Annotated in this window: 24 protein-coding genes; 1 reads left to right on the top strand and 23 read right to left on the bottom strand. The window is 49.4% G+C overall.

What is annotated here, in order from left to right; translation table 11 throughout:
- Positions 1-14 precede the first annotated feature (14 nt).
- Entirely contained in the window at positions 15-779 is a 765-nt protein-coding gene (locus ACOCF6_RS12725; RefSeq protein ID WP_482460714.1) for a hypothetical protein, read from the top strand.
- Positions 780-872: 93 nt separating this feature from the next.
- Here the strand turns inward: ACOCF6_RS12725 and ACOCF6_RS12720 are convergent, their stop codons facing one another.
- The 23 genes from ACOCF6_RS12720 to ACOCF6_RS12610 form a co-directional block, all read right to left on the bottom strand.
- Positions 873-1,535 carry an ABC transporter permease gene (locus ACOCF6_RS12720; protein ID WP_482460713.1) on the bottom strand — a complete coding sequence of 221 codons (663 nt, stop codon included), beginning with the start codon at positions 1,533-1,535 and terminating at the stop codon, positions 873-875.
- Positions 1,532-2,704, bottom strand: coding sequence for an efflux RND transporter periplasmic adaptor subunit (locus ACOCF6_RS12715; RefSeq protein ID WP_482460712.1), 1,173 nt, complete (start codon positions 2,702-2,704; stop codon positions 1,532-1,534). The genes ACOCF6_RS12720 and ACOCF6_RS12715 overlap by 4 nt, the downstream gene beginning before the upstream one ends.
- A 23-nt stretch (positions 2,705-2,727) precedes the next feature.
- Positions 2,728-3,987 (bottom strand): TolC family protein, encoded by a 1,260-nt coding sequence (locus tag ACOCF6_RS12710; RefSeq protein ID WP_482460711.1) that lies wholly within the window; start codon positions 3,985-3,987, stop codon positions 2,728-2,730.
- Between the two features lie 69 nt (positions 3,988-4,056).
- Complete coding sequence (locus ACOCF6_RS12705; RefSeq protein WP_482460710.1) at positions 4,057-4,647, bottom strand: TetR/AcrR family transcriptional regulator; 591 nt, start codon at positions 4,645-4,647, stop codon at positions 4,057-4,059.
- Positions 4,648-5,010: 363 nt separating this feature from the next.
- The gene (locus ACOCF6_RS12700) at positions 5,011-5,559 is read right to left on the bottom strand and encodes a hemerythrin domain-containing protein (RefSeq protein WP_482460709.1); all 549 of its coding nucleotides are present in this window, start codon (positions 5,557-5,559) and stop codon (positions 5,011-5,013) included.
- Positions 5,559-6,014 carry an iron-sulfur cluster-binding oxidoreductase gene (locus ACOCF6_RS12695; RefSeq protein ID WP_482460708.1) on the bottom strand — a complete coding sequence of 152 codons (456 nt, stop codon included), beginning with the start codon at positions 6,012-6,014 and terminating at the stop codon, positions 5,559-5,561. The genes ACOCF6_RS12700 and ACOCF6_RS12695 overlap by 1 nt, the downstream gene beginning before the upstream one ends.
- A 3-nt stretch (positions 6,015-6,017) precedes the next feature.
- A complete protein-coding gene (locus tag ACOCF6_RS12690) occupies positions 6,018-6,239 on the bottom strand; it encodes a hypothetical protein (RefSeq protein WP_482460707.1) in 222 nt (73 codons plus the stop codon).
- 535 nt (positions 6,240-6,774) lie between these two features.
- On the bottom strand, positions 6,775-7,479 hold the full coding sequence (locus ACOCF6_RS12685) for a hypothetical protein (protein ID WP_482460706.1): 705 nt from the start codon (positions 7,477-7,479) through the stop codon (positions 6,775-6,777).
- A gap of 39 nt (positions 7,480-7,518) precedes the next feature.
- Positions 7,519-8,529: a 4Fe-4S binding protein gene (locus ACOCF6_RS12680; protein ID WP_482460705.1), complete on the bottom strand. Its 1,011-nt coding sequence runs from the start codon at positions 8,527-8,529 to the stop codon at positions 7,519-7,521.
- 63 nt (positions 8,530-8,592) lie between these two features.
- On the bottom strand, positions 8,593-9,279 hold the full coding sequence (locus tag ACOCF6_RS12675; protein ID WP_482460704.1) for a cytochrome c biogenesis CcdA family protein: 687 nt from the start codon (positions 9,277-9,279) through the stop codon (positions 8,593-8,595).
- The gene (locus ACOCF6_RS12670; RefSeq protein ID WP_482460703.1) at positions 9,276-9,659 is read right to left on the bottom strand and encodes a thioredoxin family protein; all 384 of its coding nucleotides are present in this window, start codon (positions 9,657-9,659) and stop codon (positions 9,276-9,278) included. Before ACOCF6_RS12670 ends, ACOCF6_RS12675 begins: the two co-directional genes overlap by 4 nt.
- Complete coding sequence (locus ACOCF6_RS12665; RefSeq protein ID WP_482460702.1) at positions 9,656-9,883, bottom strand: thioredoxin family protein; 228 nt, start codon at positions 9,881-9,883, stop codon at positions 9,656-9,658. The genes ACOCF6_RS12670 and ACOCF6_RS12665 overlap by 4 nt, the downstream gene beginning before the upstream one ends.
- Positions 9,884-10,021: 138 nt before the next feature.
- Complete coding sequence (locus ACOCF6_RS12660) at positions 10,022-10,666, bottom strand: DUF6448 family protein (RefSeq protein ID WP_482460701.1); 645 nt, start codon at positions 10,664-10,666, stop codon at positions 10,022-10,024.
- A 116-nt stretch (positions 10,667-10,782) separates the two neighbouring features.
- Positions 10,783-11,130: a hypothetical protein gene (locus ACOCF6_RS12655; protein ID WP_482460658.1), complete on the bottom strand. Its 348-nt coding sequence runs from the start codon at positions 11,128-11,130 to the stop codon at positions 10,783-10,785.
- 343 nt (positions 11,131-11,473) lie between these two features.
- Positions 11,474-12,919 carry an ammonia-forming cytochrome c nitrite reductase subunit c552 gene (locus ACOCF6_RS12650; protein WP_482460700.1) on the bottom strand — a complete coding sequence of 482 codons (1,446 nt, stop codon included), beginning with the start codon at positions 12,917-12,919 and terminating at the stop codon, positions 11,474-11,476.
- 64 nt (positions 12,920-12,983) lie between these two features.
- Positions 12,984-13,385, bottom strand: coding sequence for an HD domain-containing protein (locus tag ACOCF6_RS12645; RefSeq protein WP_482460656.1), 402 nt, complete (start codon positions 13,383-13,385; stop codon positions 12,984-12,986).
- Between the two features lie 43 nt (positions 13,386-13,428).
- The gene (gene ric, locus ACOCF6_RS12640) at positions 13,429-14,157 is read right to left on the bottom strand and encodes an iron-sulfur cluster repair di-iron protein (RefSeq protein ID WP_482460655.1); all 729 of its coding nucleotides are present in this window, start codon (positions 14,155-14,157) and stop codon (positions 13,429-13,431) included.
- Between the two features lie 65 nt (positions 14,158-14,222).
- Positions 14,223-14,657 carry a PAS domain-containing protein gene (locus ACOCF6_RS12635; RefSeq protein ID WP_214170289.1) on the bottom strand — a complete coding sequence of 145 codons (435 nt, stop codon included), beginning with the start codon at positions 14,655-14,657 and terminating at the stop codon, positions 14,223-14,225.
- A 180-nt stretch (positions 14,658-14,837) separates the two neighbouring features.
- Positions 14,838-16,439 carry a hydroxylamine reductase gene (gene hcp / locus ACOCF6_RS12630; RefSeq protein WP_281416782.1) on the bottom strand — a complete coding sequence of 534 codons (1,602 nt, stop codon included), beginning with the start codon at positions 16,437-16,439 and terminating at the stop codon, positions 14,838-14,840.
- Between the two features lie 377 nt (positions 16,440-16,816).
- Positions 16,817-17,272, bottom strand: a complete 456-nt coding sequence (locus ACOCF6_RS12625; RefSeq protein ID WP_214170290.1) for a helix-turn-helix domain-containing protein — start codon at positions 17,270-17,272, stop codon at positions 16,817-16,819.
- Positions 17,273-17,460: 188 nt separating this feature from the next.
- Positions 17,461-18,072 carry an NAD(P)H:quinone oxidoreductase gene (wrbA, locus tag ACOCF6_RS12620; protein WP_482460699.1) on the bottom strand — a complete coding sequence of 204 codons (612 nt, stop codon included), beginning with the start codon at positions 18,070-18,072 and terminating at the stop codon, positions 17,461-17,463.
- A 16-nt stretch (positions 18,073-18,088) separates the two neighbouring features.
- Positions 18,089-18,631 carry an NADH peroxidase gene (locus ACOCF6_RS12615; RefSeq protein WP_482460698.1) on the bottom strand — a complete coding sequence of 181 codons (543 nt, stop codon included), beginning with the start codon at positions 18,629-18,631 and terminating at the stop codon, positions 18,089-18,091.
- 16 nt (positions 18,632-18,647) lie between these two features.
- Entirely contained in the window at positions 18,648-18,836 is a 189-nt protein-coding gene (locus ACOCF6_RS12610; RefSeq protein WP_482460697.1) for a hypothetical protein, read from the bottom strand.
- Positions 18,837-18,852 lie beyond the last annotated feature (16 nt).

Genomic DNA, 18,852 nt, shown 5'->3' with positions numbered 1-18,852 from the left:
CCAGGGGGTACTTATTGAGAAGAATACTGGAGTTAGTAGGTGGGCCGCCGGCTTCCGGAAAAAGTTCTTATATTCTTGTACGGAACCAAAATAAATCGAATGAGGAATTTGTTCACCTTGATTATGACGCCATGGTCGTCAAGGAAGCGAAAAGCTATAATGTTGAGGTCAGAGAGCAGGATGTAAGAGATCATATCAGTATGGTGTATGGTCGTGAGAGATCTGCGGTGGCGTATAGCGATGTGTTGAGAGTAACCGTAGATTGGCCCTTTTGTGTGTCAAAAAGAGCTGAAGAGTATATTTCGCTTGGTCAAAATGCAGGTCGCTTTATTGAATGTAATTATATTACCGCGCAAGCTTCTGAAGCCTGGAAAAGGTCGCTGACCAGACATGTTGCCGGAGAATTCAACGCATTTACTGTTTTTTTAAGTAAAGATATTGATATTTCCCTGGCATTACGACCGAGCTTCAGGATGTTTCTTGAAGCACACCGGGATATGCCGGCTTCAGTGGAGAGAGTGTTCCCGATGGCTGATGCCGCGTTTCTGTGGGACAATAATGCCAGAGATTCACTTCCTGTTTTGATTGCAACCTGTACAAAAGGTGAAAAGATCAGGATCATTGATTCCAATCGCTGGGACACATTCCAGTACAAGAGAGAGATAAATATTGATGCCGAATTTGAAGTTTTACACTCTTATACGGAAGAATTTATGGGCAAGCCAAGAACCTTGTTTGACGTAAAGTATTCAGATTTGATTGCAAATATAGAAGCTTAGATCTCCTCGGTACGTGTCTTTATGGGCAAGCCGGGTAATAAAAATCCAACATTATGAGTGTTGGATGAGTACACGCTGCCATGTGTACTCCTTTCAAGGCCGGCGGGATGTGCTTCCTCCGGCCTTTTTATAGAGCTGCTCCAGATTGGCACCGATCCGTTCCCGGTCGTTCCTGATGGCGTCGTTGTCCTTTTTGAACTGAATGTTCTGGGCGTCGGCCAGACTCACATAGGCAACCGGATCTCCGCTGGAAGAGACAATCTTGCCGGTTAATCCTACGATCGTGTAATCATGGAGACCCAGATGGATCTTTTCCCCAATCTGCATTCCCATCGCCTTGGCAGCCACCATTTCGTAATGCTTTTGGCGGATGCCGCGACCGGCAACTATCTCCGGCGGTCCGCCGAAGCCGCTCAATTCATAACCCATCAGGAAAAAGCGGAAGGGTTTGCCGTGACGCTCGATCTGGACCGTCTGGAAGGAAAGCGGGGATGCCTCAGCAACACCGGGCACCGCCCGTACTCGGTACTTGATGTCTTCCGGGATGCGCGAACTCTCGGCAAACGGGCCGTTGGTATTCTGCTGCACAACCCAGATGTCGGCCTTATTCGCGTGTAGTATCGCCAGGGCGTCGGCGATAAGTCCCCGGTAGATGCCTCCCATGCTGATAACCACACCGAGGAGCAGCCCAAGGCCAATCGAGGTCAGGATAAATCTGCCCCGGTGGTAGCGTATGTCCCGAATGGCGAGATTCATTTCGCCCCCCGCACCCGCATGCCTTCCTTGAATTTTGCCATGTTCGCGGGTGGAGCCACTGCTACACGGTCGCCGGCATCAAGCCCTGCAACGATTTCGCTCAGATTACTGCGGTCCTCGATCCCAATAGTCACCTCTTTAAATGTTAACCGACCGTCTTGTATCACCCACACGCCCCGTTTTTTGTCCTTGGCGACAATGGCGGCGGATGGGAGTGACGGAGCATCTTTTTTTGTATCCGTGACGATGTACACATCGGACTGCTCCCCCAAACGGAACTGTTTCAGCGGCTCGCTGAAGGCCACATCCACAACTAGCTCTTCGGTCACTCGATCGCTCTGGCGCCCCAGACGGGCAACCTGGCCGGAGAGTTGTTCACCGGGCGAAGAACGAAGCGTAATCATCGCTTTCCTGCCGACAGCCACCCCTTTCAACTGTGATTCGTCAACGTTGGCCTTGACCCAGACGGTTTGCGGGTCTGCCAGGTTGAAGATCGACATCCCCGGCGAAACTGTGGCGCCCTTTTCCAGGTCACGGGTGATGATGACCCCATCCTGGGGTGCGTAGATCAACGTGTCTGCAACCCTGCTTCGGGCAAAGCCAACGCTGGCCCGGCCAGCCTGCTGTTCCATGCGCACAGCCTCTACAGCTGCCTGGCTGCGGGCTACCTCTTCCCTGGCCACCTGGCTGGCGGTATCATACTGTTCGGCCTCCAGCCTGGAGACAAAGTTCTTCTCGGCCAGGTTTTTGTAACGCTGGGCATTTTTTTCCGCCAGGGTCAGATTTGACCTGGCCTTTTGGAGATTGGCCTGTTCCACACTCAGATTGGCCGCTGATTTGCTCAGTCCGGCCTCGGACTGCTGTTCCTGGTGGCGAAAGTCGTCATTTTCCAGCTTGGCGAGGAGTTGCCCCCGTTTCACCAGATCACCCTGATCAGCGTACAGTTCCACTATTCTGCCGGTGATCTTGCTGGAAACACCGACCACAACCTTGGCCTCAACCGTTCCGTTGCCGTAGACCTGGGCAGTGAGATCGCGTTTCTCAACACTCACGACATTTACCTTCGTAGGGGCTAAGACAGTCATTTTAAGAGCGATCCACCCAGCCACGAAAACAACGGGCCAGATCAGATATTTTTTCTTTCCTGCCAATCTATTCAAGAGACCCATACAGTACTCCTTTACGGTAATTCTCATTGTTTGCCCACAGCCCTGTCGAGTCGTGCCAGTGCGGTGTAATAATCAAACTTTGCCTGAATGTTTGCTGTTTGGGCATCAAGCGTTTGGGACTGTGCATCGGTGACTTCAATAATGCTGCCGATACCTTCCTGATAGCGCCCTTCCGCCAGCGATTTGCTTTCGTTTGCTGCCGCAACTTCTTTTTCCGTCGATACCATGCGGGCAGCGGCATCGTTTCCGCCAAACCAGGCTGTTTCGACTTCCTTGATGATCTGAAGTTTAAGATTGTTCTGCCTGGCCTCGATGGAGTTCATAGCAGCAGTAGCCTCGCGCACCTGCTCAACGGAAGAAAAACCGGAAAAGAGCGGTACGGTCAGGTTCAGGCCGACCCCCCAGACATTTCCGGTGGGTGGAAAGTCACGGTCGGCATAGCCAATGTTGGCGACACCGGAGAGAATCGGCAAATAGCTGCTTTTGGCTGACGTGAGATTTCCATTCGCTGCCGACTTCATAGCCGCAAATTGTTGCAGTTCTGCGCGGGTACTTAAGGCATTTTGCTGGGACGTGTTACGCTCCGGCAAAGATAGTAAAGCGAAGGACGTCGCAACCGGGGTACGTTCCTCCAAGGTGGCAATCCCCATGGCATTGGCAAGTTCTACCCGGGCAATCTCCCGATTGCTTTCCGCGCGGATCAGATTCGTTTTAGCAGCAAAATAGTTAGCTTCTGACCTGGCTACGTCCACCCTGGCCCTGATCCCCTGATTGAAAAATTCCTGCGCCTGGCGGAAAACGTCTTCCCGCGCCTTGACGTTTTCTCTGACGGCCTGGACCTGTTTTTCAAGCGCAAGAACAAGATAGAAGGCAACTTTGACACGTAACGTCAAATCCTGTCGGGTCACGGTAAGGGCATTATCGGCTGCTTCGCGGTTGCCGCGAGCAGCTTCGACCGAACCAGCAGTGCGGCCAAAATCATAGATGGTCTGCTTCAGATACAGTGACGCAGTATTGGTTTCAGAAATCTTTATGGTTTCCTGGGCCGGAAAGTACGTCTGGCCTTTGATCCAGTCAGCAGTCAGGTTTATCTGAGGATAGTAATTTGCCAAAGTCTGGCCGGTTTTAGCTTCGGCACCGTTCAGGTTTTCCCTGGCTTCGATAACTTGGGGGTGGTTTTTCAGGGCTGTACCCAGCGCCTCGTCCAGCGTCAGGTCGGCTGCAGCATACAGCGGCTGAGTCGAAGTCAGGAGAGCCAACAGCACAAACACAAATCGTTTCATAAGGTTCCCTATGTCATGCTGGAAATTGAATATAAAGTGAATTTATATTCACATTCGGTGCAAAAAAAATCAACGAATAAGGATCAGGAAATTTTGCCAGAGCTTTTCCGCTTCCGGCCGTATTTCAAAGGATGCGTTACTTATAGTCCAGCGCAACGCGGTAAACTGGATCATGCCAAGGAGAGTTAAGGCCGTTTCCCGGGGAGACAAGCCGGGTTTCAAATCACCTTCCGCTATGCCTGCGGCAATGACACCTGTTATCGTTTCGATATAAGTACCAATGCGTAGTGTGAGGGTATCAGCAAGATTCCTCTGCCCCAGATGGATATCATCGGAGAATACGAAGCGTGGAATTCCTGGATGCTCTATGATAAGAGCGACATGGGAAAAATAGATCGTCTCCAGTTTTTCCAGTGGTTTCCGACTCCCTCCGGCGATGGCGGAGGCATTACTCATGACCGAACTTCCGATGAATTCTGCCACGGCGGAATAGATGTCGTCTTTCCCGCTGAAATGTCGGTAAATATTGGCCTCGCTCATTCCCGCTGATGCTGCTATTGCAGCGATGGTAAGAGTGCGAACTCCATTTCTACCTACTACCTCAAGGGCTGCCTGGATGATTTCTTCTTTACGAACGCGTGTGCTTTTCTTTTCGAGCATAGGCACCTCATGTGATTATATATTCACATAATATGCTGGTTTTTACATATATGCAAGCAGATTGAGCAAACGAATATAATCAGCTTAAATGCCAGCCTATTGACCAGACTACGATGGTAGTAAATATGAAACCGCTTCTTTTGCAAATCAGCCATGTGGAGTTCAACGACTCAGCAGTCCGTTGACCGATCATTTACTCCGCTGGTTTGCTGCAGCCTGCTTTTAGTGATCTCACACTTCAGTCTCTTTTTGCGCAAGGCAGCACGCGTGCCGAAGAACCCGCCGGCAGCTGTTAATACCCAGATAGTTGCTGTAACCGCTATTTCGCTCGTGGTGATCATATTTTATTCTCCGAATTCAAGACTATTCCTGCTCGTACTGCACAATAATGGCCTGATAAAGACTTTCAAACCCGGGCGATACATGGGCTTCTGCGGCTTGATATCCCTGCAGGATGCCGGTACGCATAGTTTCGGGAATCACCCGTTCTGCTAACGGGTAGAGAATTTCGTCTTCCTTACTTATATGGTCCCGCAGCAGAGCAGCATACCCCAGAGCATTATCTGCAATTGCCTGATACGTGTCGGTACGGCCCGATTGTGCCTCATGAACAGCAAATTCCATTGCGCGAACAAAGTTCCGGCCCTGGTCATGTTCCATCAGCATGGCGGCTACCGGACTGTTTTCTTTCGGCATACCGTTGTCAACCAATGCCTTGAAAAGGACATCTTCTTCCTTGGCATGGTGAAAACGGTCAGCATACTGACGGATGAAGTCGATGCCATCAAGATAGAATTGCCAGTTGAGGTAATTCCCTTCAGCCGTTTGAGGGGCATTTTTTTCAAGCAATGCAATCATGCGAAGAATGAGGCGATGTTCTTCCACCAATGTTGTGGTGATGTCTACTTTCATCAATTTCTCCTGTTGCCGTCGATGCCAACAATGACTGTGTCCAATGGAATATCCCGACCACTTTTCTGAATCGCATCCTTAACCATGATATCGAGTCCTTTGCAGCATGGCACTTCCATGATTGCCACGGTGACACGAGGGGTCTCGTTTGTCGAAAAGATCGTGGCCAGTTTGTCCACGTACGTACCCGTATCATCCAGCTTCGGGCAGGCAATTGCCAGCGCCTTTCCCTTCAGCAGGTCCTGATGCATGCTCCCCATGGCGAAAGCCACGCAGTCAGCGCAGACAAGAATCTCAGCATCCTTGAAGTACGGAGCGGCGGGAGGAACCAGGTGGAGTTGCACCGGCCACTGTCTGAGTTCAGAGACCGCCTTGATGTTGCTTGTTTCTTCTGTTACCGGTCTTTCGATTACCTTCGCCATGCTGCCGGAACAACCACATCCCAGATTTCCCATGATTTACTCTCCCTTTTTAACTAAGTGTTCGTTGATTTCCTGCTCAATTTTTGCTTCGTCTTCCTTGGATAAGCCGTGAATGGATACAACATCCTTTAGCAGACAGATCCCAACCTTGCAGGTGGTACAGCCGATGTCGTAACGAGCAAGTATCTCGCCGATCTCAGGGTAGGTCTGCATCACATCCTGTATTGCTTTATCACCAAGTTCGTTATTGAAGTTCATTGTTTGTCTCCTTGCTTTGTTATGATTCTGAGATTAGCAAAGAAATCGGCGCATGCGTTTGACCTGAATCAATAAACCGGATTCAATGAAGTAAGCCGGATAATTTGACATAGGTCATGCTTATCAGAAACACAGTAGGGCAAGGTGTCGTTAGATTTCGATGTGAATATTATCAAGAGGAGAAGGTTATGTGTGATTGCGGATCAACCAAAACACCGGGGGCAGGACCATTTGCATCAGGCAGGGAACTCGTGGAATTTGTGCTTGCAGCCCATGGTGGAGCTATAGCAGTGTCTCCAGTACCGAACGGTGGACTGACTTCAGCATGTCAGGGATGCGGAGCATCTTTTGTGCTCAAAACTTTCGTTCAGGCTTGCCCTGAGTGCGGTGGCGTGCATGCCGTATCGCCGCCTCGCGCCAACGAGCCGACTGCAATTCAGTTTGCTGGGGGAGATTTTGTGATGCCAACGGCATCATGATTATTTTTCTGAGGTGAAAAGGAACAAGCTTTATCATCTCAGGGTAAATGGTTATTTTATTTCGATCCAGGAACACTTGAAATCATTACCAGTGCTACGACCTCAGACTGGATTTCAGATGGTTCTACCTTTGCCAACTTTAGCAAGCCCCCCCAACTTGTAGTTCCAGTTTTGACATCGCGATAGAGCTTAGCAGCCGGTTGATGCGTTTTAGATGAAATCAAACCAAGCATAATCAGCTCCTGGTTCCCGGCACCAGCTTTTCTTAGAGCTATTAATTCTGGTTCGCCATGAAAGCGAAAGCGCAGCACCAGTTCGTCAACCACCGCATTGGCCAATCGTTCGTCAGCAGCGTTGACTTTCAGGGCTTCAGCTACTCTACTCCCCATTGACTTGTCAGGGATAGCCAATGGAGTTGCTACCTGCCGCCAAGTTCCTTTGCTTTTGCGCCCGAGAAGCAGAGCTTCAGGATCGACGCCGGATTTGGCCGCCAGCCAATATGCAACCCATAAATCATCAGAAGAGACGCCTTTCTGCTTTTTGACAACAATCGTCTTTTTCTCCACTCCAAAAACAGCAGCAAAAAAGGAATTTTGCGTCGTGGCTAGAAAATAGGGATCGGCCAAGGTAGGCCGCGCAGCGTCATAGGAGCGATCTGTGAAGCAGTGACAGGTAATTGCAGGTATAGCGAGTGCTTGCATGGGGAGCATGATAGTTATGATAAGAGTTAGCTGAAGTTTACGACAAATGCTGATGAACATATAATCACCTTTTTAAATGTGCAATGCGTATTGCTACGTTCAATGACTCAGGTACGGTACAAGCGGCATCAGCTTCTGATAATCAGCATAGTTCAAAGAGCTTTGCCAGTGCCCACTGGCCATTCCAGCACCGATTCCCCCGATAAAGATGGTCAGGACAACTGTCGGAAAAACCCAAAATGGTAGCGGTCGTTTCCAAAAGCCAGGCTGCATTGCGAGCACATTTCGCTCCGGACAGCTTGCTGCACAAGTGAGACATCCCGTGCATTCCGGTGAAGTAACTGCTGTTCTGGAATGAATTACAAGACTGGAAGGACAGACGTTGGAGCAGCGCTGACATCCGGTACAACCAGTCGAGTCCCGTCGGATTTTAAAAGGGCTGAAAATACTTGCAAGCCCCAGTAATGCACCATAAGGGCAGAGATACCTACACCAGAACATTTTGTAAAAGAGTGATAATAATGTCAGGATCGCCAGCACCACCATGGTGGTTAAGGACATGCTCGTGAAGAAATGGAGCATTTTGACGTCGCTGACTGCCCAGTATGGAGCATCCAGAAATCTGCCAAGCGCTTCGACTGACATGTCCACCAGGATAAATTTCACAAACATCAGCAATAGTAGATATTTGATACTCCGTAATCCATAGTCAAGCCATCTCCATATACGATAATTCCGGCCAACTAACTTCCGGCCAATCTTGAATGCCCCTTCCGAAAGAGTGCCGACCGGGCAAAGCCATGAGCAAAATGATTTCTTGGCAAGCAGACTCATGAGCAGAATTGTCACGAATATTACCAGTGCAGCTGGATGTACCGGATGTATTTCTCCTGAAACCAGCCAGTACTTCAGACTTGTTAGAGCTCCGATTGGCAGAAAGCCTTCCACACCCGGAGGGCGGGAAACCAGTGGAACGGCTGCGCCACGTTCAACAGAACTGACAAACATGCCGAAGCGGATACCGATCCCGATCACCCACAACATAAAGCACCACTGCACAACAGTCCGTATGGTACTGGCAGATTTTGTAAAAACCCCGTTTGGGTACATGATTATCCTCTTCGTATCATGGGCATGTGCCGAGATACTCTTCTCAATCCTGTTTATAAGCGTCTAGAATGCCTGCCAGATGAACCAGGCCCCGGCAAGAGAGATTATGAAACCGCTTACCTTCCTGCTCCAGTTCGAAAAGTTGAGCACCCCTCGCGTTTTGGCAAAAGACTCCACAAAACCGGTAAACGTCCCGGCAACGAGCATGAGTAGACAATGGCCGACAGCATAGCTGAACATCAGCATGATGCCGTAGAGAACCTGGCCCTTGCCGGTGACAACGGTCAGTAACACAACCATTACCGGTGTGGCGCAGGGCGAAGATACAAGGCCAAAGAACAGACCAAGCATGAACGCTCCAATTATACCGCCCTGTCTTGGCTTGAAATCGCGCTTGATCGGCAGACGGATTTCATACAACCCCATCATCTGACCACCCATTACCAGTGCCACGGTACCGGCAATCACATACCACCAAACACCGACCACCCCGAAAACCGTGCCGAGCAATCCGGCTGCAGCGCCGAAGGCTGTGAAGGTGAGAGACAGTCCAACAATGAACATCAGGGAATAACGGAATGCCTTCCAGCGGTCACCATTACTATAGCCGCCAACGAAACCGACCACCAGCGGGATGGTGCTGAGAACACAGGGTGAAGCTGAAGAAATAACTCCTGCCAGAAAAACTGCGCCGAAGGCCAGCAGCGGGTAGGCAGTAATGATCTGCTCAATGTTATCGATGAAGGTCACTTGAGCCCTGCCGATTTCAATCCTTTGACGATATCTTCTTTGTCCATAAAACCAGTGTGACGTTGTATCTCTTTCCCTTGCGGATTGATAAAGATCTGGGTGGGCAGCATCTGAACGCGGAATTTCTGGGCGGTTGCCTGGTCAGAACGTACATCAATGAAGAGAATATTGGCACGGCCCCGGTACTCATTGGACAGAGATTCCAGGTAGGGTGCCATCTTCTTACATACGGGACAGGTGCGCAGGCCAAAATCAATCAGCGTCGGCTTGCCGGACGACAGGGCCTGATTGACGGCTGTCGCGGTAGCTGCAGGGAGCTCCGCTCCGGCAGCACCGGCAAGCATAAGAAGAGTGACTATAGCAATAACGGTTGATTTCATAGTAGCTCCTTGATTGCGGCTACAGACAGCAGCTCGCCTGAGGATTTGACTTGGCCGTCGATGACCAGTGCCGGGGGCCTAAGAATGCCGTATTTCAACATTGTTACAATTCCCTCGACTTTAACCACTTCACCACTCTTACCGCTTTCAGCAAGAGCTTTCTTCGTGTTCTCATAGAGGGTAATGCAATCGATACAACCGGTGCCTAATACTTCTATTTTCATTGCGGATTCTCCTTATTAGCCACGTATCATATAGTCCACGATATAATACTCGCAGTAAAAAGCTGCCTGACGGGGCGTTGTCCCTGCCAGGCAGCAATCCTGTGTTATGAGGTCAAATCTGATACACCTCTCATAACATCAGTGTGTAGAATGCTCTGACGCTTTTTTATGCTCGTTATGTTTTTCGACTTTGCCATGCTCGCCATGTGCGCCTTTAGCGGTTGCATCCTGATGAAGCCGCTCTACATAATGGGTGTACGCAACATAAGCTTCCACAAATTCCCGTCCCTGGGCAACACTTTCATCCTTATGCTTGTATGTAGTCGCTGCATGCTCGTAACGGGTCTTGATACCAGCGGATACATCATCGGTGACCAGTTTCACCAGAGCGTCGGCTGAACCGCTCGTCAAGGCCTTGTCCGCTGCGGCAACGGCCGGTTCTACTGCGCCAGCCGGTTTCAGACCGGTAAATGATGCACCTTCTCCGGCCCGATGGATTTTGACAAGGGTTGCGAAGAATTTGTGCTCTGTTTCTTCCTGGTTCTTTGATTTACTGGACAACACTTTGTTAAAGGCAGCTCGGACAGCTTTTTCATCCTTTGGCTTCACCCATTTCAGAATTGGAGTGATATCCTTGCCTTCGATCGCCATTCTGGCATCCTGGATAACCGGGCCGTCCAGGGTGTCACAATGGGCAGCAGCTTCGCGAGGGGTTGCAAGAAATAGCACCGTAAATACTGAAACTGCCAACATGCCTGTTTTAAATATGTGTGTATATCTCATGAGTTATTCTCCTTTATGTGTATGGTTTGACGGTTGATTCACCAGTACTAAGCGAATTTGCACGTTATTGCCGGGACTGCCTTACAACGAAGGAAGATAATGCCGGCAGATATGAGTCAAACGTTATATTTCGGGGGGATTTCCAGCGGAGCGCCGTAGCCTGGCAGAAAGGCACCGTTGTATGAGACCTTGTGAAGCGAAATGAGCGGAGAGTGTTTAACTACCGTACCGGAGACAGCGTCGCATGGTGCATCAAGTTCGTGGCAGTGGGGAATCTGATCGTGCCGGTCCCCGGATTCATGGTCGGCATCGGCGTCAGAATGGACACACGCGGTTTCCGTATGACCGGTTTCACTCGTACTCATATTAGTTGAGATGTAGAGCGAACCGGTAAGCGGCAGACAGATCTGAACCAGCAGTAATAATATTATTACTATCCTACTATGTCTGTTTGAGAACATCATAAGCATCTTCCGATGTACTACGTCCTGAATTTGAAAACTCTTGCTCAACGATCTCATGGTATGTTCGCAATAAGTTTGATTCAGGTCAATTTAAGAGTAAAAAACAAAATAACTTGATATATGTTGAAATCTAGCCACATGTCCCTGCCAATTTAGTTTCGCAAACAGCCTTATGCACCTACAATTCCCTCTCTTTCTTCCACCTCGCAGATACGTCCCACATGATCAAGGCACAACCCCGCTTACGGCCAGTTTCATCGCTCACCGAAGATTCAAATGACGAAAAGCCGAAATAGCTGTCTAAAACCGGAGAGCGGATATGTGCCGCTCTCCGGAAATGGAGTTATTTAGCTTCGGGGGACTTTATCTCATGCTCGGGTTTGAACATGATTTTTTTTGCACCCCGGTTGTTGGTGTACTTTGAGAGTTCAAGGTCGATCTTTTCCGGCACCTTTTCTCCAGCCTGCGCGAGCAGCTTGCGAAGCTGTGCCTCGGCAGACGCAGCGTATTTTGCAGCATCATTCAAGACGCGCATGGTTTCTTTGGGGTTATGGAAACCATTCGAGTTCTCTGCGCCAATGAATATGAGACGATAGAAAGCCTGCTCGTACTGTTCTTTTGCTTGAGCGTAGAGAACCTTATCGATCTTTTTACCTGATGCCTCAACCTTGTTCGCAATCTCAAACAGTTTCGCGTCTGTTGCCGTTGCATAGCCTGCCTTAAGGTACACAATCATTGTGTTATCCTGGATAGCAAAGATCTTATCGCGGAGTACCTGCGGCTTCTCTTCGTGGCAGGCGGCGCAAGCGACCAGATCGTTTTTAAGCGGGCTCATAATCCTGTGATCGGAAATCTTCTGACCATCCCTTGCAACGGTCGGCATGTGGCAATCCGCACAGCTAACGCCGTTGGCCCAATGTGGGCTGTTGTTGGAAAATAGTTCATACTCGGGGTGACGAATAAAGCCCAACTTAAAGCCTGTAACGCTCTGTGTCCACTCTGCATGTGCAGGAGAACTCTTGATCTCGGCAATTATGTTTTCAATGCTAATATTACCAACTTTGCTGCCCTGCCAAGGAAAGACGACATCCGTCGAATGCATCTCTTTGTCCTTACTGATTATGTAACTGACATGGCACTGTGCACAGACCAGAGTCCGCTTTTCTTGAGTCGTGAGTTTTGCCTCGTCCACGCCTATTTTCTTGAGTGCTTTGCCTAATGTGAAGCCACGAGAAATCTTTAGAGCCATTCCCCTGTTGTCATGGCAGTCAATACAAGCGACGCCGAGGGTCTGCTGATCTTTAGGAAGTTTTGCCAACACTTCCTTGTATGGGGTTGAGAAGTAGGCTTTTCCCATCTGTTTCTCTAGTATTGGTGCGTAAGGTGTTTTACATGTCAGGCATGAACCACCTGCTTTTACCCTGCCTGGGTCAACCTCAAGCTGATCCTGAACCATAAAATAGTGTCCACGTGGTTCGCGGTATTCGGAACCAAAACCCCAGCCATTGTATAACAACGCCAAAAATGGATACTCATCGAGCTTGTCACGCCGGTCCTCACCAACATCGTAACCCTTCTTGTATTTACTCTTCCCGGCTGGGGTAGGCTCGCCTGTCTGTTTCCAGAGCTCATACTGACTAGGGTACACTTTACCCCACTCAGCAGGGTCGACCGTACCGTCTTCGATAGCTACAGTCTTCAAGGGCTCTACCTTCTTTGGTGAGCACCCTGACCAAATACCCGTGGCTGCCAGTATTGCCAGCACGGTGAATCTTCTCACATACTTCATTTACATGTTTTGCCTCCCATGGTTGGATTAGCTGCGCTACCACTCTGAATTACCAAGGTATTTCTTAGCCACTTTCCAGTTTGTTCACGATTCTGTCAGCTTCTTTAAGGATTTTAAGCTCAATATAATCGTGCCGTGAAGGTGAGTGATGATTGGCTATGATTTCGCATACTTTTATTGTTTTACTCTGTGAGAAGCAGATGCTGTTAAGCAGCATTTCGGCAATCGGCGGACCGAACTCCTCTTGAGTCTTGCCATTATTATATCCAAGGTTCTCTTCAGATTGCTTTATGCCGATATCGTGTAAAAGTGCGGAGGCAACCAGAATCTCATAATCACAGCACTGAAAATTCTCCATAATTAACTCAGAGTGTTTCAAGACCTCTAACGCATGCGAGATTCTTCGAAAATCATTTCCAAAGTAATCCACCAATAATTTTGTAACTCTAGCTTTGAAGTAATCCATATCCGCTCTAACCCTTAAGAATTACCGAGGCATCGTAAAGGTTCTAAAGTTGTGACGCTTTGGGGAAGAGGATGTTGTTCTCCAGGTGGACGTGCTTGTGGAGATCATCCTCAAACTCTTTGAGCTTTTGATATGTGATCATGAATGTATTGCACGTGTCTTTTGGTATTGCATAATCCTTTGAAAGGTGACGAATCGTGTGGATAGCATCGCCGATCTCCTCGTGCTCGCGGCCGAGTTTCGCTAGGGATTCCGTAATTACATCGCAATCTTCTTTCAATGATGCTTTGCCTGCTTTTCTTGCCGCATCGGCCCGTTTTACCGCTGGGAAGAAAACTTCTTCCTCCTCAAGTAGATGGGCTGCCATATCTGCGGTTATCTTTTGGAAGATAGTGGCGATCTCGATCACCTCGGGATGATGAGCACCATGGACTTCTGCAATTTTTCGAGCGTATATGGCAATTTGTTCGTCGTTTTCTTTGAGATATGCATGATGTGTATTGACTATGTAATCCACCAGGAAGGGGAGCTCCCATGAGGTGTAATTTTGGCTACGATCAATCTGTTCACTTTTGATTGCTTCGATCTCCCGCAATAACGTGTCGGGGTTGATAGCCTTTTCCTGACATATTGATGATAGAGCAACCTTACCACCACAGCAAAAGTCAATCCCGTGAGACTCAAAGACCTTGGCAGTTCTATAATCGGCGGCAACTATCTCACCGATTGTTGTATTTAGTGTGTAATTCGTTTGAAGAGTTGATTCTTTCATGTGTGTTCTCCTCTGAATCAGTGTTGGCCGGTATTAGTCTGCCATCTGACTCATTTTGTTGAATCCTAATCAGGTGATCCTGCCAGTTTTGATTCACAAACAGTCAATCGCTCTTTCAATTCCTTCTCCTTTTTCCATCGTTCGGTGACATCCCGCATGATCGATGCACAGCCCTGCAATTGGCCTGCTTCGTCGTGCAGCAGTACCATGCTGAATTCTAGCGAAACACGGGATCCGTCTTTACGAATTCCAGGTGATGACAGGAGACCTGTCTTATATTTCGTCTCTCCAGATGCCATTACCCGGTGATAGCCATCCCAGTGGCGGCCCCGCAGATTTTCAGGAATAATCAGATCAAGTGATTGACCAACAGCTTCAGCTGCCGTGTGTCCAAACATTTGCTCTGCTCCGCTGTTCCAATAGCTGATAATTCCTTCCCGGTCTGAAATGAGGATTGCATCCGGAGCATTATTAACTGCTTGAATCAATATCCTGTCCATATTTCCTCCAATTTGTGACTTGTCGTATGTCCCAATGATTAAATGATACACCGATGGCTATGTTTGTATTTTGACCCACATCAATAAAAGAACATAAACTAGTGTAGTACACAAAAAAAGATGAGCGCCCCACGGGGACCCGCGAGGCGCTCATTATTCAACGGTGTTATTTGGAAAGTGTTATCCCAGCATGGCCTTCATGTCGGCATCAACCGTGGTGATCGGTCCGACGTTGAAGTTTTCAACCAGGAAGTTGAGGACGTTGGGGGTGATGAAGGCCGGCAGTGTCGGCCCGAGCTTGATGTTCTTGATGCCGAGGTGGAACAGGGTCAGCAGAATGACAACCGCCTTCTGCTCGTACCAGGACAACACCATGGAGAGCGGCAGGTCGTTGACGCCGCACTCGAAGGCACCTGCCAGGGCTACGGCAATCTGGATAGCGGAGTAGGCGTCATTGCACTGGCCAACATCCAACAAGCGTGGGATTCCGCCGATATCGCCGAACTCCAGTTTGTTGAAGCGGTACTTACCGCAGGCCAGTGTCAGTATAACGGTGTCCTTGGGAGCCTTCTCGGCAAACTCGGTGTAGTAGTTGCGGCCGGACTTGGCGCCGTCGCAGCCGCCAACCAGGAAGAAGTGCTTGATGGCACCGGACTTGACCGCGGCAATTACTTTGTCAGCCACACCCAGGACGGCGTTATGGCCGAAACCGGTCAGGATCTCTTGGCCCGGATTTTCCGGCAGGGCCGGGCACTCCAGTGCTTTGTTGATGACAGGAGTAAAGTCCCAGCCGTCGATGTGCTTGACACCGGGCCATGCCACCAGGCCCCAGGTGTAGAGACGGTCGGTGTAGGATTCGGCCGGTTTCTGGATGCAGTTGGTGTTAAAAATAATGGCACCGGGGAAATTGGCGAATTCCTTGGCCTGATCCTGCCATGCGCCGCCGTAGTTACCAACCAGATGGCTGTATTTTTTCAGGCCGGGATAGCCGTGAGCCGGCAGCATCTCGCCATGGGTATAGACATTGACCCCCTTGCCTTCAGTCTGTTTAAGGATCTCCTCCATCATCTTCAGGTCGTGGCCGGATACCAGAATTGCCTTGCCGGCCTTGGTGCCCAATTGTACCTGAGTCGGGACCGGGTGGCCATAGGCGTCGGTATGGGCGGTATTCAGGAGTCCCATGACGGTCAGGTTCTGCTTGCCGCACTCCATTGAAAGACCAACAAAATCCATTAGACCCAGGTTGGCGTCGGTGGTTGCTGCCAATGCTTTCTGGAAAAATGCCATGACTTCATCATCTGTCTTGCCCAGGATCATGGCGTGATCCATATAGGCTGCCATGCCTTTGAGACCCAGCGTCAAAATTTCGATGACTGAACGAATGTCTTCGTTGACATGCAGGGTACTAAGGCCGTGGGCTTCGCCCTGCGCAACCATACCAGCCAGATCATCGGCCGGCTTCCAGTCAGCTACCGGACCAGTGATAGTTACACCGGCAGCGGTTTTGGCCTTCTCTTTCAACTCGTAGCAACGCTTGATCAGGTCGCCAATGCGGGCTGCTTCAAAGTCAACGTTAGTGACGGTGCTGAAGAGCCCCTCGATGGTGAAACGATCGATCTCGGCATTGCGGCCGAGCTTGACAGCGTAGAGGGCCAGAGATTTGAGACCGTACAACAGGTGATCCTGCAGGGCCGCTACATCGGGTTTCTTACCGCAGACACCGGAAATGTTACAGCCGGTGCCGTTTGCTGCCTGCTCGCATTGATTACAGAACATACTCATCTTTTTTATTCTCCTTTGGTTTGTTGTTTAATTGATTTGACTGATAGATTTATAACTGTGTAACCTTACATTATACTTCGTTTAGTGACATTTGCTTGACCGTAGTCAAAAAACTGCTAAACAGATAGGCTTTCCTTTTCTAATCAGCAAATGATCTTTTTGCCGTGTAGGCTTGGAGAGAACTCGCTTGTCTGACGCATAGAAGTCGCCAACCTGGTTGTGGTGAAGCTCTTCAGCGACGAAGAGAATTCGAACCGATATACTTTCGGGAGACACTTTGACGATAAGCTCGCCCTGCTGCCCAAGTGGATTCGCAGGCCGGTAAAGATAAATGATGATTTCTGACAGCACATGCAGGTTATTATTTTGGCGATCACTTACTGACTTTCCAGAAACCGCTCAATCCTCTGAAGGCTCTTATTGAACGGCTTCCTCGTCGCACTCAACCATTCGTACAGCTGATCAGGGTGAATTTTCATCTGATTTCCCAGTGCTACCACTGTAAGCCCTTGCACTCTCCTATACCATGCAAGCCGTCCAATAGTATCATCCGGACAGTCGAACGGAATATAACCTAGAAATTTGATAATACTTGGATTATATTGCAGTTCCGGTTCGGTGCCATGTTCCCAGTTCCAGATAGATGATTCGGTGACTCCGATGATCTCTGCGACTTCTCTCTGGAGGAGGCCAACATCCATGCGTTTCTTGCGGATGTGTTCACCGACTGTGATGGGGAATTCTGGATAACCGGGAAGCTGCTGTTTTTCGAGAGGAATTTGAATTGAGAACGAGTGCCGTTTTAAGTGGGTATAGTAGAGAAAGGTTAACACACCCCTGGATTTGCTCGTAAACCCTGAAATAACAGGCTGTTACACTTCGACGGTGTGTGAAGCTTTCCATCTCCAACCTGCTAGTTATTTTTCGCTCCAACCATTTTTGATCAACTTGAACAACATAACTTGCTGACAAGGCTGCCTCCTCTTTAAGAGGAGACAGTCTTGTCAGCATTAACTACTCGTCAGGCCAGTTTCTTTGCGATACCAGCGACATGCGCTCCTTGAAAACGCGCACCAGCAAGTTCGTTATCACTCGGCATCCGTTCACCTTGACCGCCAGTAATGGTGGAAGCACCATACGGTGATCCCCCGGTTATTTCTCCGATTCCCATCTGTCCTGCAAAGGCATAGGGCAGACCGACAACAATCATTCCATGATGCAGAAGTGTTGTATGGAAGCTCAGGATGGTCGATTCCTGCCCGCCATGTTGGGTGGCAGAACTGGCGAACACGCTGCCAACTTTTCCGACCAGTGCACCTTTTGCCCAAAGTCCACCAGTGGCATCAAGGAACTGGCGCATTTGTCCGCACATATTGCCGAAGCGGGTTGGGGTGCCGAAGATAATGGCATCGACTGCGACCAGATCATCAACCGTGACAACTGGAATATGGGCCATGCCTTTTTGGGCATCCAGAGCCCCCATCATTCCGAGTATTTCGTCCGACAGAGTTTCCGGTACACGCTTGATGACCGCCTCGCACCCTTCGACCTGTCGAACACCTTCGGCTACCGCTTCTGCCATCTTATAAATATGGCCGTACATGCTGTACTCAACTATCAATACCTTGCTCATACAATATTCTCCTTTTTTAGAAATAGCGCTTCAATAACCCGGCAAAAACTTGACCATGGCGGGCCTCATCCTTGCACATCTCGTGAACAGTATCATGTATCGCATCGTAGTTGAGTTGCTTGGCTTTGGTTGCGAGATCTTTTTTACCTTTACAGGCCCCGTTTTCCGCATCAACGCGCATTTGCAGATTAGTCTTGGTGTCAGCAGTGACAACTTCGCCCAGTAACTCGGCAAACTTGGCAGCATGTTCGGCCTCTTCAAAAGCTATACGCTTGTAAGCCTCTGCTACTTCGGGATAACCCTCACGGTCTGCCTGACGGCTCATCGCCAGATACATCCCCACCTCTGTGCATTCACCCGTGAAGTTCCGCTTGAGCCCTTCGATGATTTCCTGATCGACACCTTGGGCGACGCCGATTTTGTGCTCATCGGCCCAGCTAAGGGCGCTTTCATCCTTGAGCATAAACTTATCTGCTGGAGCCTTGCATTGAGGGCATTCTGTCGGCGGAGCGTCTCCCTCGTGAACATAACCGCAAATGGTACAGACAAACTTCTTCATTCGTTCTTCTCCTTTATTATAGTTCTGTTGGCATACAGACATTTCTGGCCGAATTTGCCACGTTTCCACAGTTTTCACAACGTACAGCCGGATGGTCGGTGACCTGTCTGATGATGTCCCACTCTTGCTGGCTTTCCAATTCACAAAGGTGCCCGTTGTGTTCAGCGGTAGAGCAGCAGGTCTTGTTTTCAGTTTCTGGTGTCATGGAATCTCCCTGTACG

This window comes from Geobacter psychrophilus (assembly GCF_056821595.1).
Note: the sequence above shows the minus strand (reverse complement) of the source record. Positions and strands in the feature narration are given on the sequence as shown.

Excerpts from the sequence above, each read along its gene's own strand:
- ACOCF6_RS12720 (WP_482460713.1), bottom strand. The coding sequence starts at position 1,535 with ATGAATCTCGCCATTCGGGACATACGCTACCACCGGGGCAGATTTATC.
- ACOCF6_RS12715 (WP_482460712.1), bottom strand. The coding sequence starts at position 2,704 with ATGGGTCTCTTGAATAGATTGGCAGGAAAGAAAAAATATCTGATCTGG.
- ACOCF6_RS12710 (WP_482460711.1), bottom strand. The coding sequence starts at position 3,987 with ATGAAACGATTTGTGTTTGTGCTGTTGGCTCTCCTGACTTCGACTCAG.
- ACOCF6_RS12705 (WP_482460710.1), bottom strand. The coding sequence starts at position 4,647 with ATGCTCGAAAAGAAAAGCACACGCGTTCGTAAAGAAGAAATCATCCAG.
- ACOCF6_RS12700 (WP_482460709.1), bottom strand. The coding sequence starts at position 5,559 with ATGAAAGTAGACATCACCACAACATTGGTGGAAGAACATCGCCTCATT.
- ACOCF6_RS12695 (WP_482460708.1), bottom strand. The coding sequence starts at position 6,014 with ATGGGAAATCTGGGATGTGGTTGTTCCGGCAGCATGGCGAAGGTAATC.
- ACOCF6_RS12690 (WP_482460707.1), bottom strand. The coding sequence starts at position 6,239 with ATGAACTTCAATAACGAACTTGGTGATAAAGCAATACAGGATGTGATG.
- ACOCF6_RS12685 (WP_482460706.1), bottom strand. The coding sequence starts at position 7,479 with ATGTTCATCAGCATTTGTCGTAAACTTCAGCTAACTCTTATCATAACT.
- ACOCF6_RS12680 (WP_482460705.1), bottom strand. The coding sequence starts at position 8,529 with ATGTACCCAAACGGGGTTTTTACAAAATCTGCCAGTACCATACGGACT.
- ACOCF6_RS12670 (WP_482460703.1), bottom strand. The coding sequence starts at position 9,659 with ATGAAATCAACCGTTATTGCTATAGTCACTCTTCTTATGCTTGCCGGT.
- ACOCF6_RS12665 (WP_482460702.1), bottom strand. The coding sequence starts at position 9,883 with ATGAAAATAGAAGTATTAGGCACCGGTTGTATCGATTGCATTACCCTC.
- ACOCF6_RS12660 (WP_482460701.1), bottom strand. The coding sequence starts at position 10,666 with ATGAGATATACACACATATTTAAAACAGGCATGTTGGCAGTTTCAGTA.
- ACOCF6_RS12655 (WP_482460658.1), bottom strand. The coding sequence starts at position 11,130 with ATGATGTTCTCAAACAGACATAGTAGGATAGTAATAATATTATTACTG.
- ACOCF6_RS12650 (WP_482460700.1), bottom strand. The coding sequence starts at position 12,919 with ATGAAGTATGTGAGAAGATTCACCGTGCTGGCAATACTGGCAGCCACG.
- ACOCF6_RS12645 (WP_482460656.1), bottom strand. The coding sequence starts at position 13,385 with ATGGATTACTTCAAAGCTAGAGTTACAAAATTATTGGTGGATTACTTT.
- ric (WP_482460655.1), bottom strand. The coding sequence starts at position 14,157 with ATGAAAGAATCAACTCTTCAAACGAATTACACACTAAATACAACAATC.
- ACOCF6_RS12635 (WP_214170289.1), bottom strand. The coding sequence starts at position 14,657 with ATGGACAGGATATTGATTCAAGCAGTTAATAATGCTCCGGATGCAATC.
- hcp (WP_281416782.1), bottom strand. The coding sequence starts at position 16,439 with ATGAGTATGTTCTGTAATCAATGCGAGCAGGCAGCAAACGGCACCGGC.
- wrbA (WP_482460699.1), bottom strand. The coding sequence starts at position 18,072 with ATGAGCAAGGTATTGATAGTTGAGTACAGCATGTACGGCCATATTTAT.
- ACOCF6_RS12615 (WP_482460698.1), bottom strand. The coding sequence starts at position 18,631 with ATGAAGAAGTTTGTCTGTACCATTTGCGGTTATGTTCACGAGGGAGAC.
- ACOCF6_RS12610 (WP_482460697.1), bottom strand. The coding sequence starts at position 18,836 with ATGACACCAGAAACTGAAAACAAGACCTGCTGCTCTACCGCTGAACAC.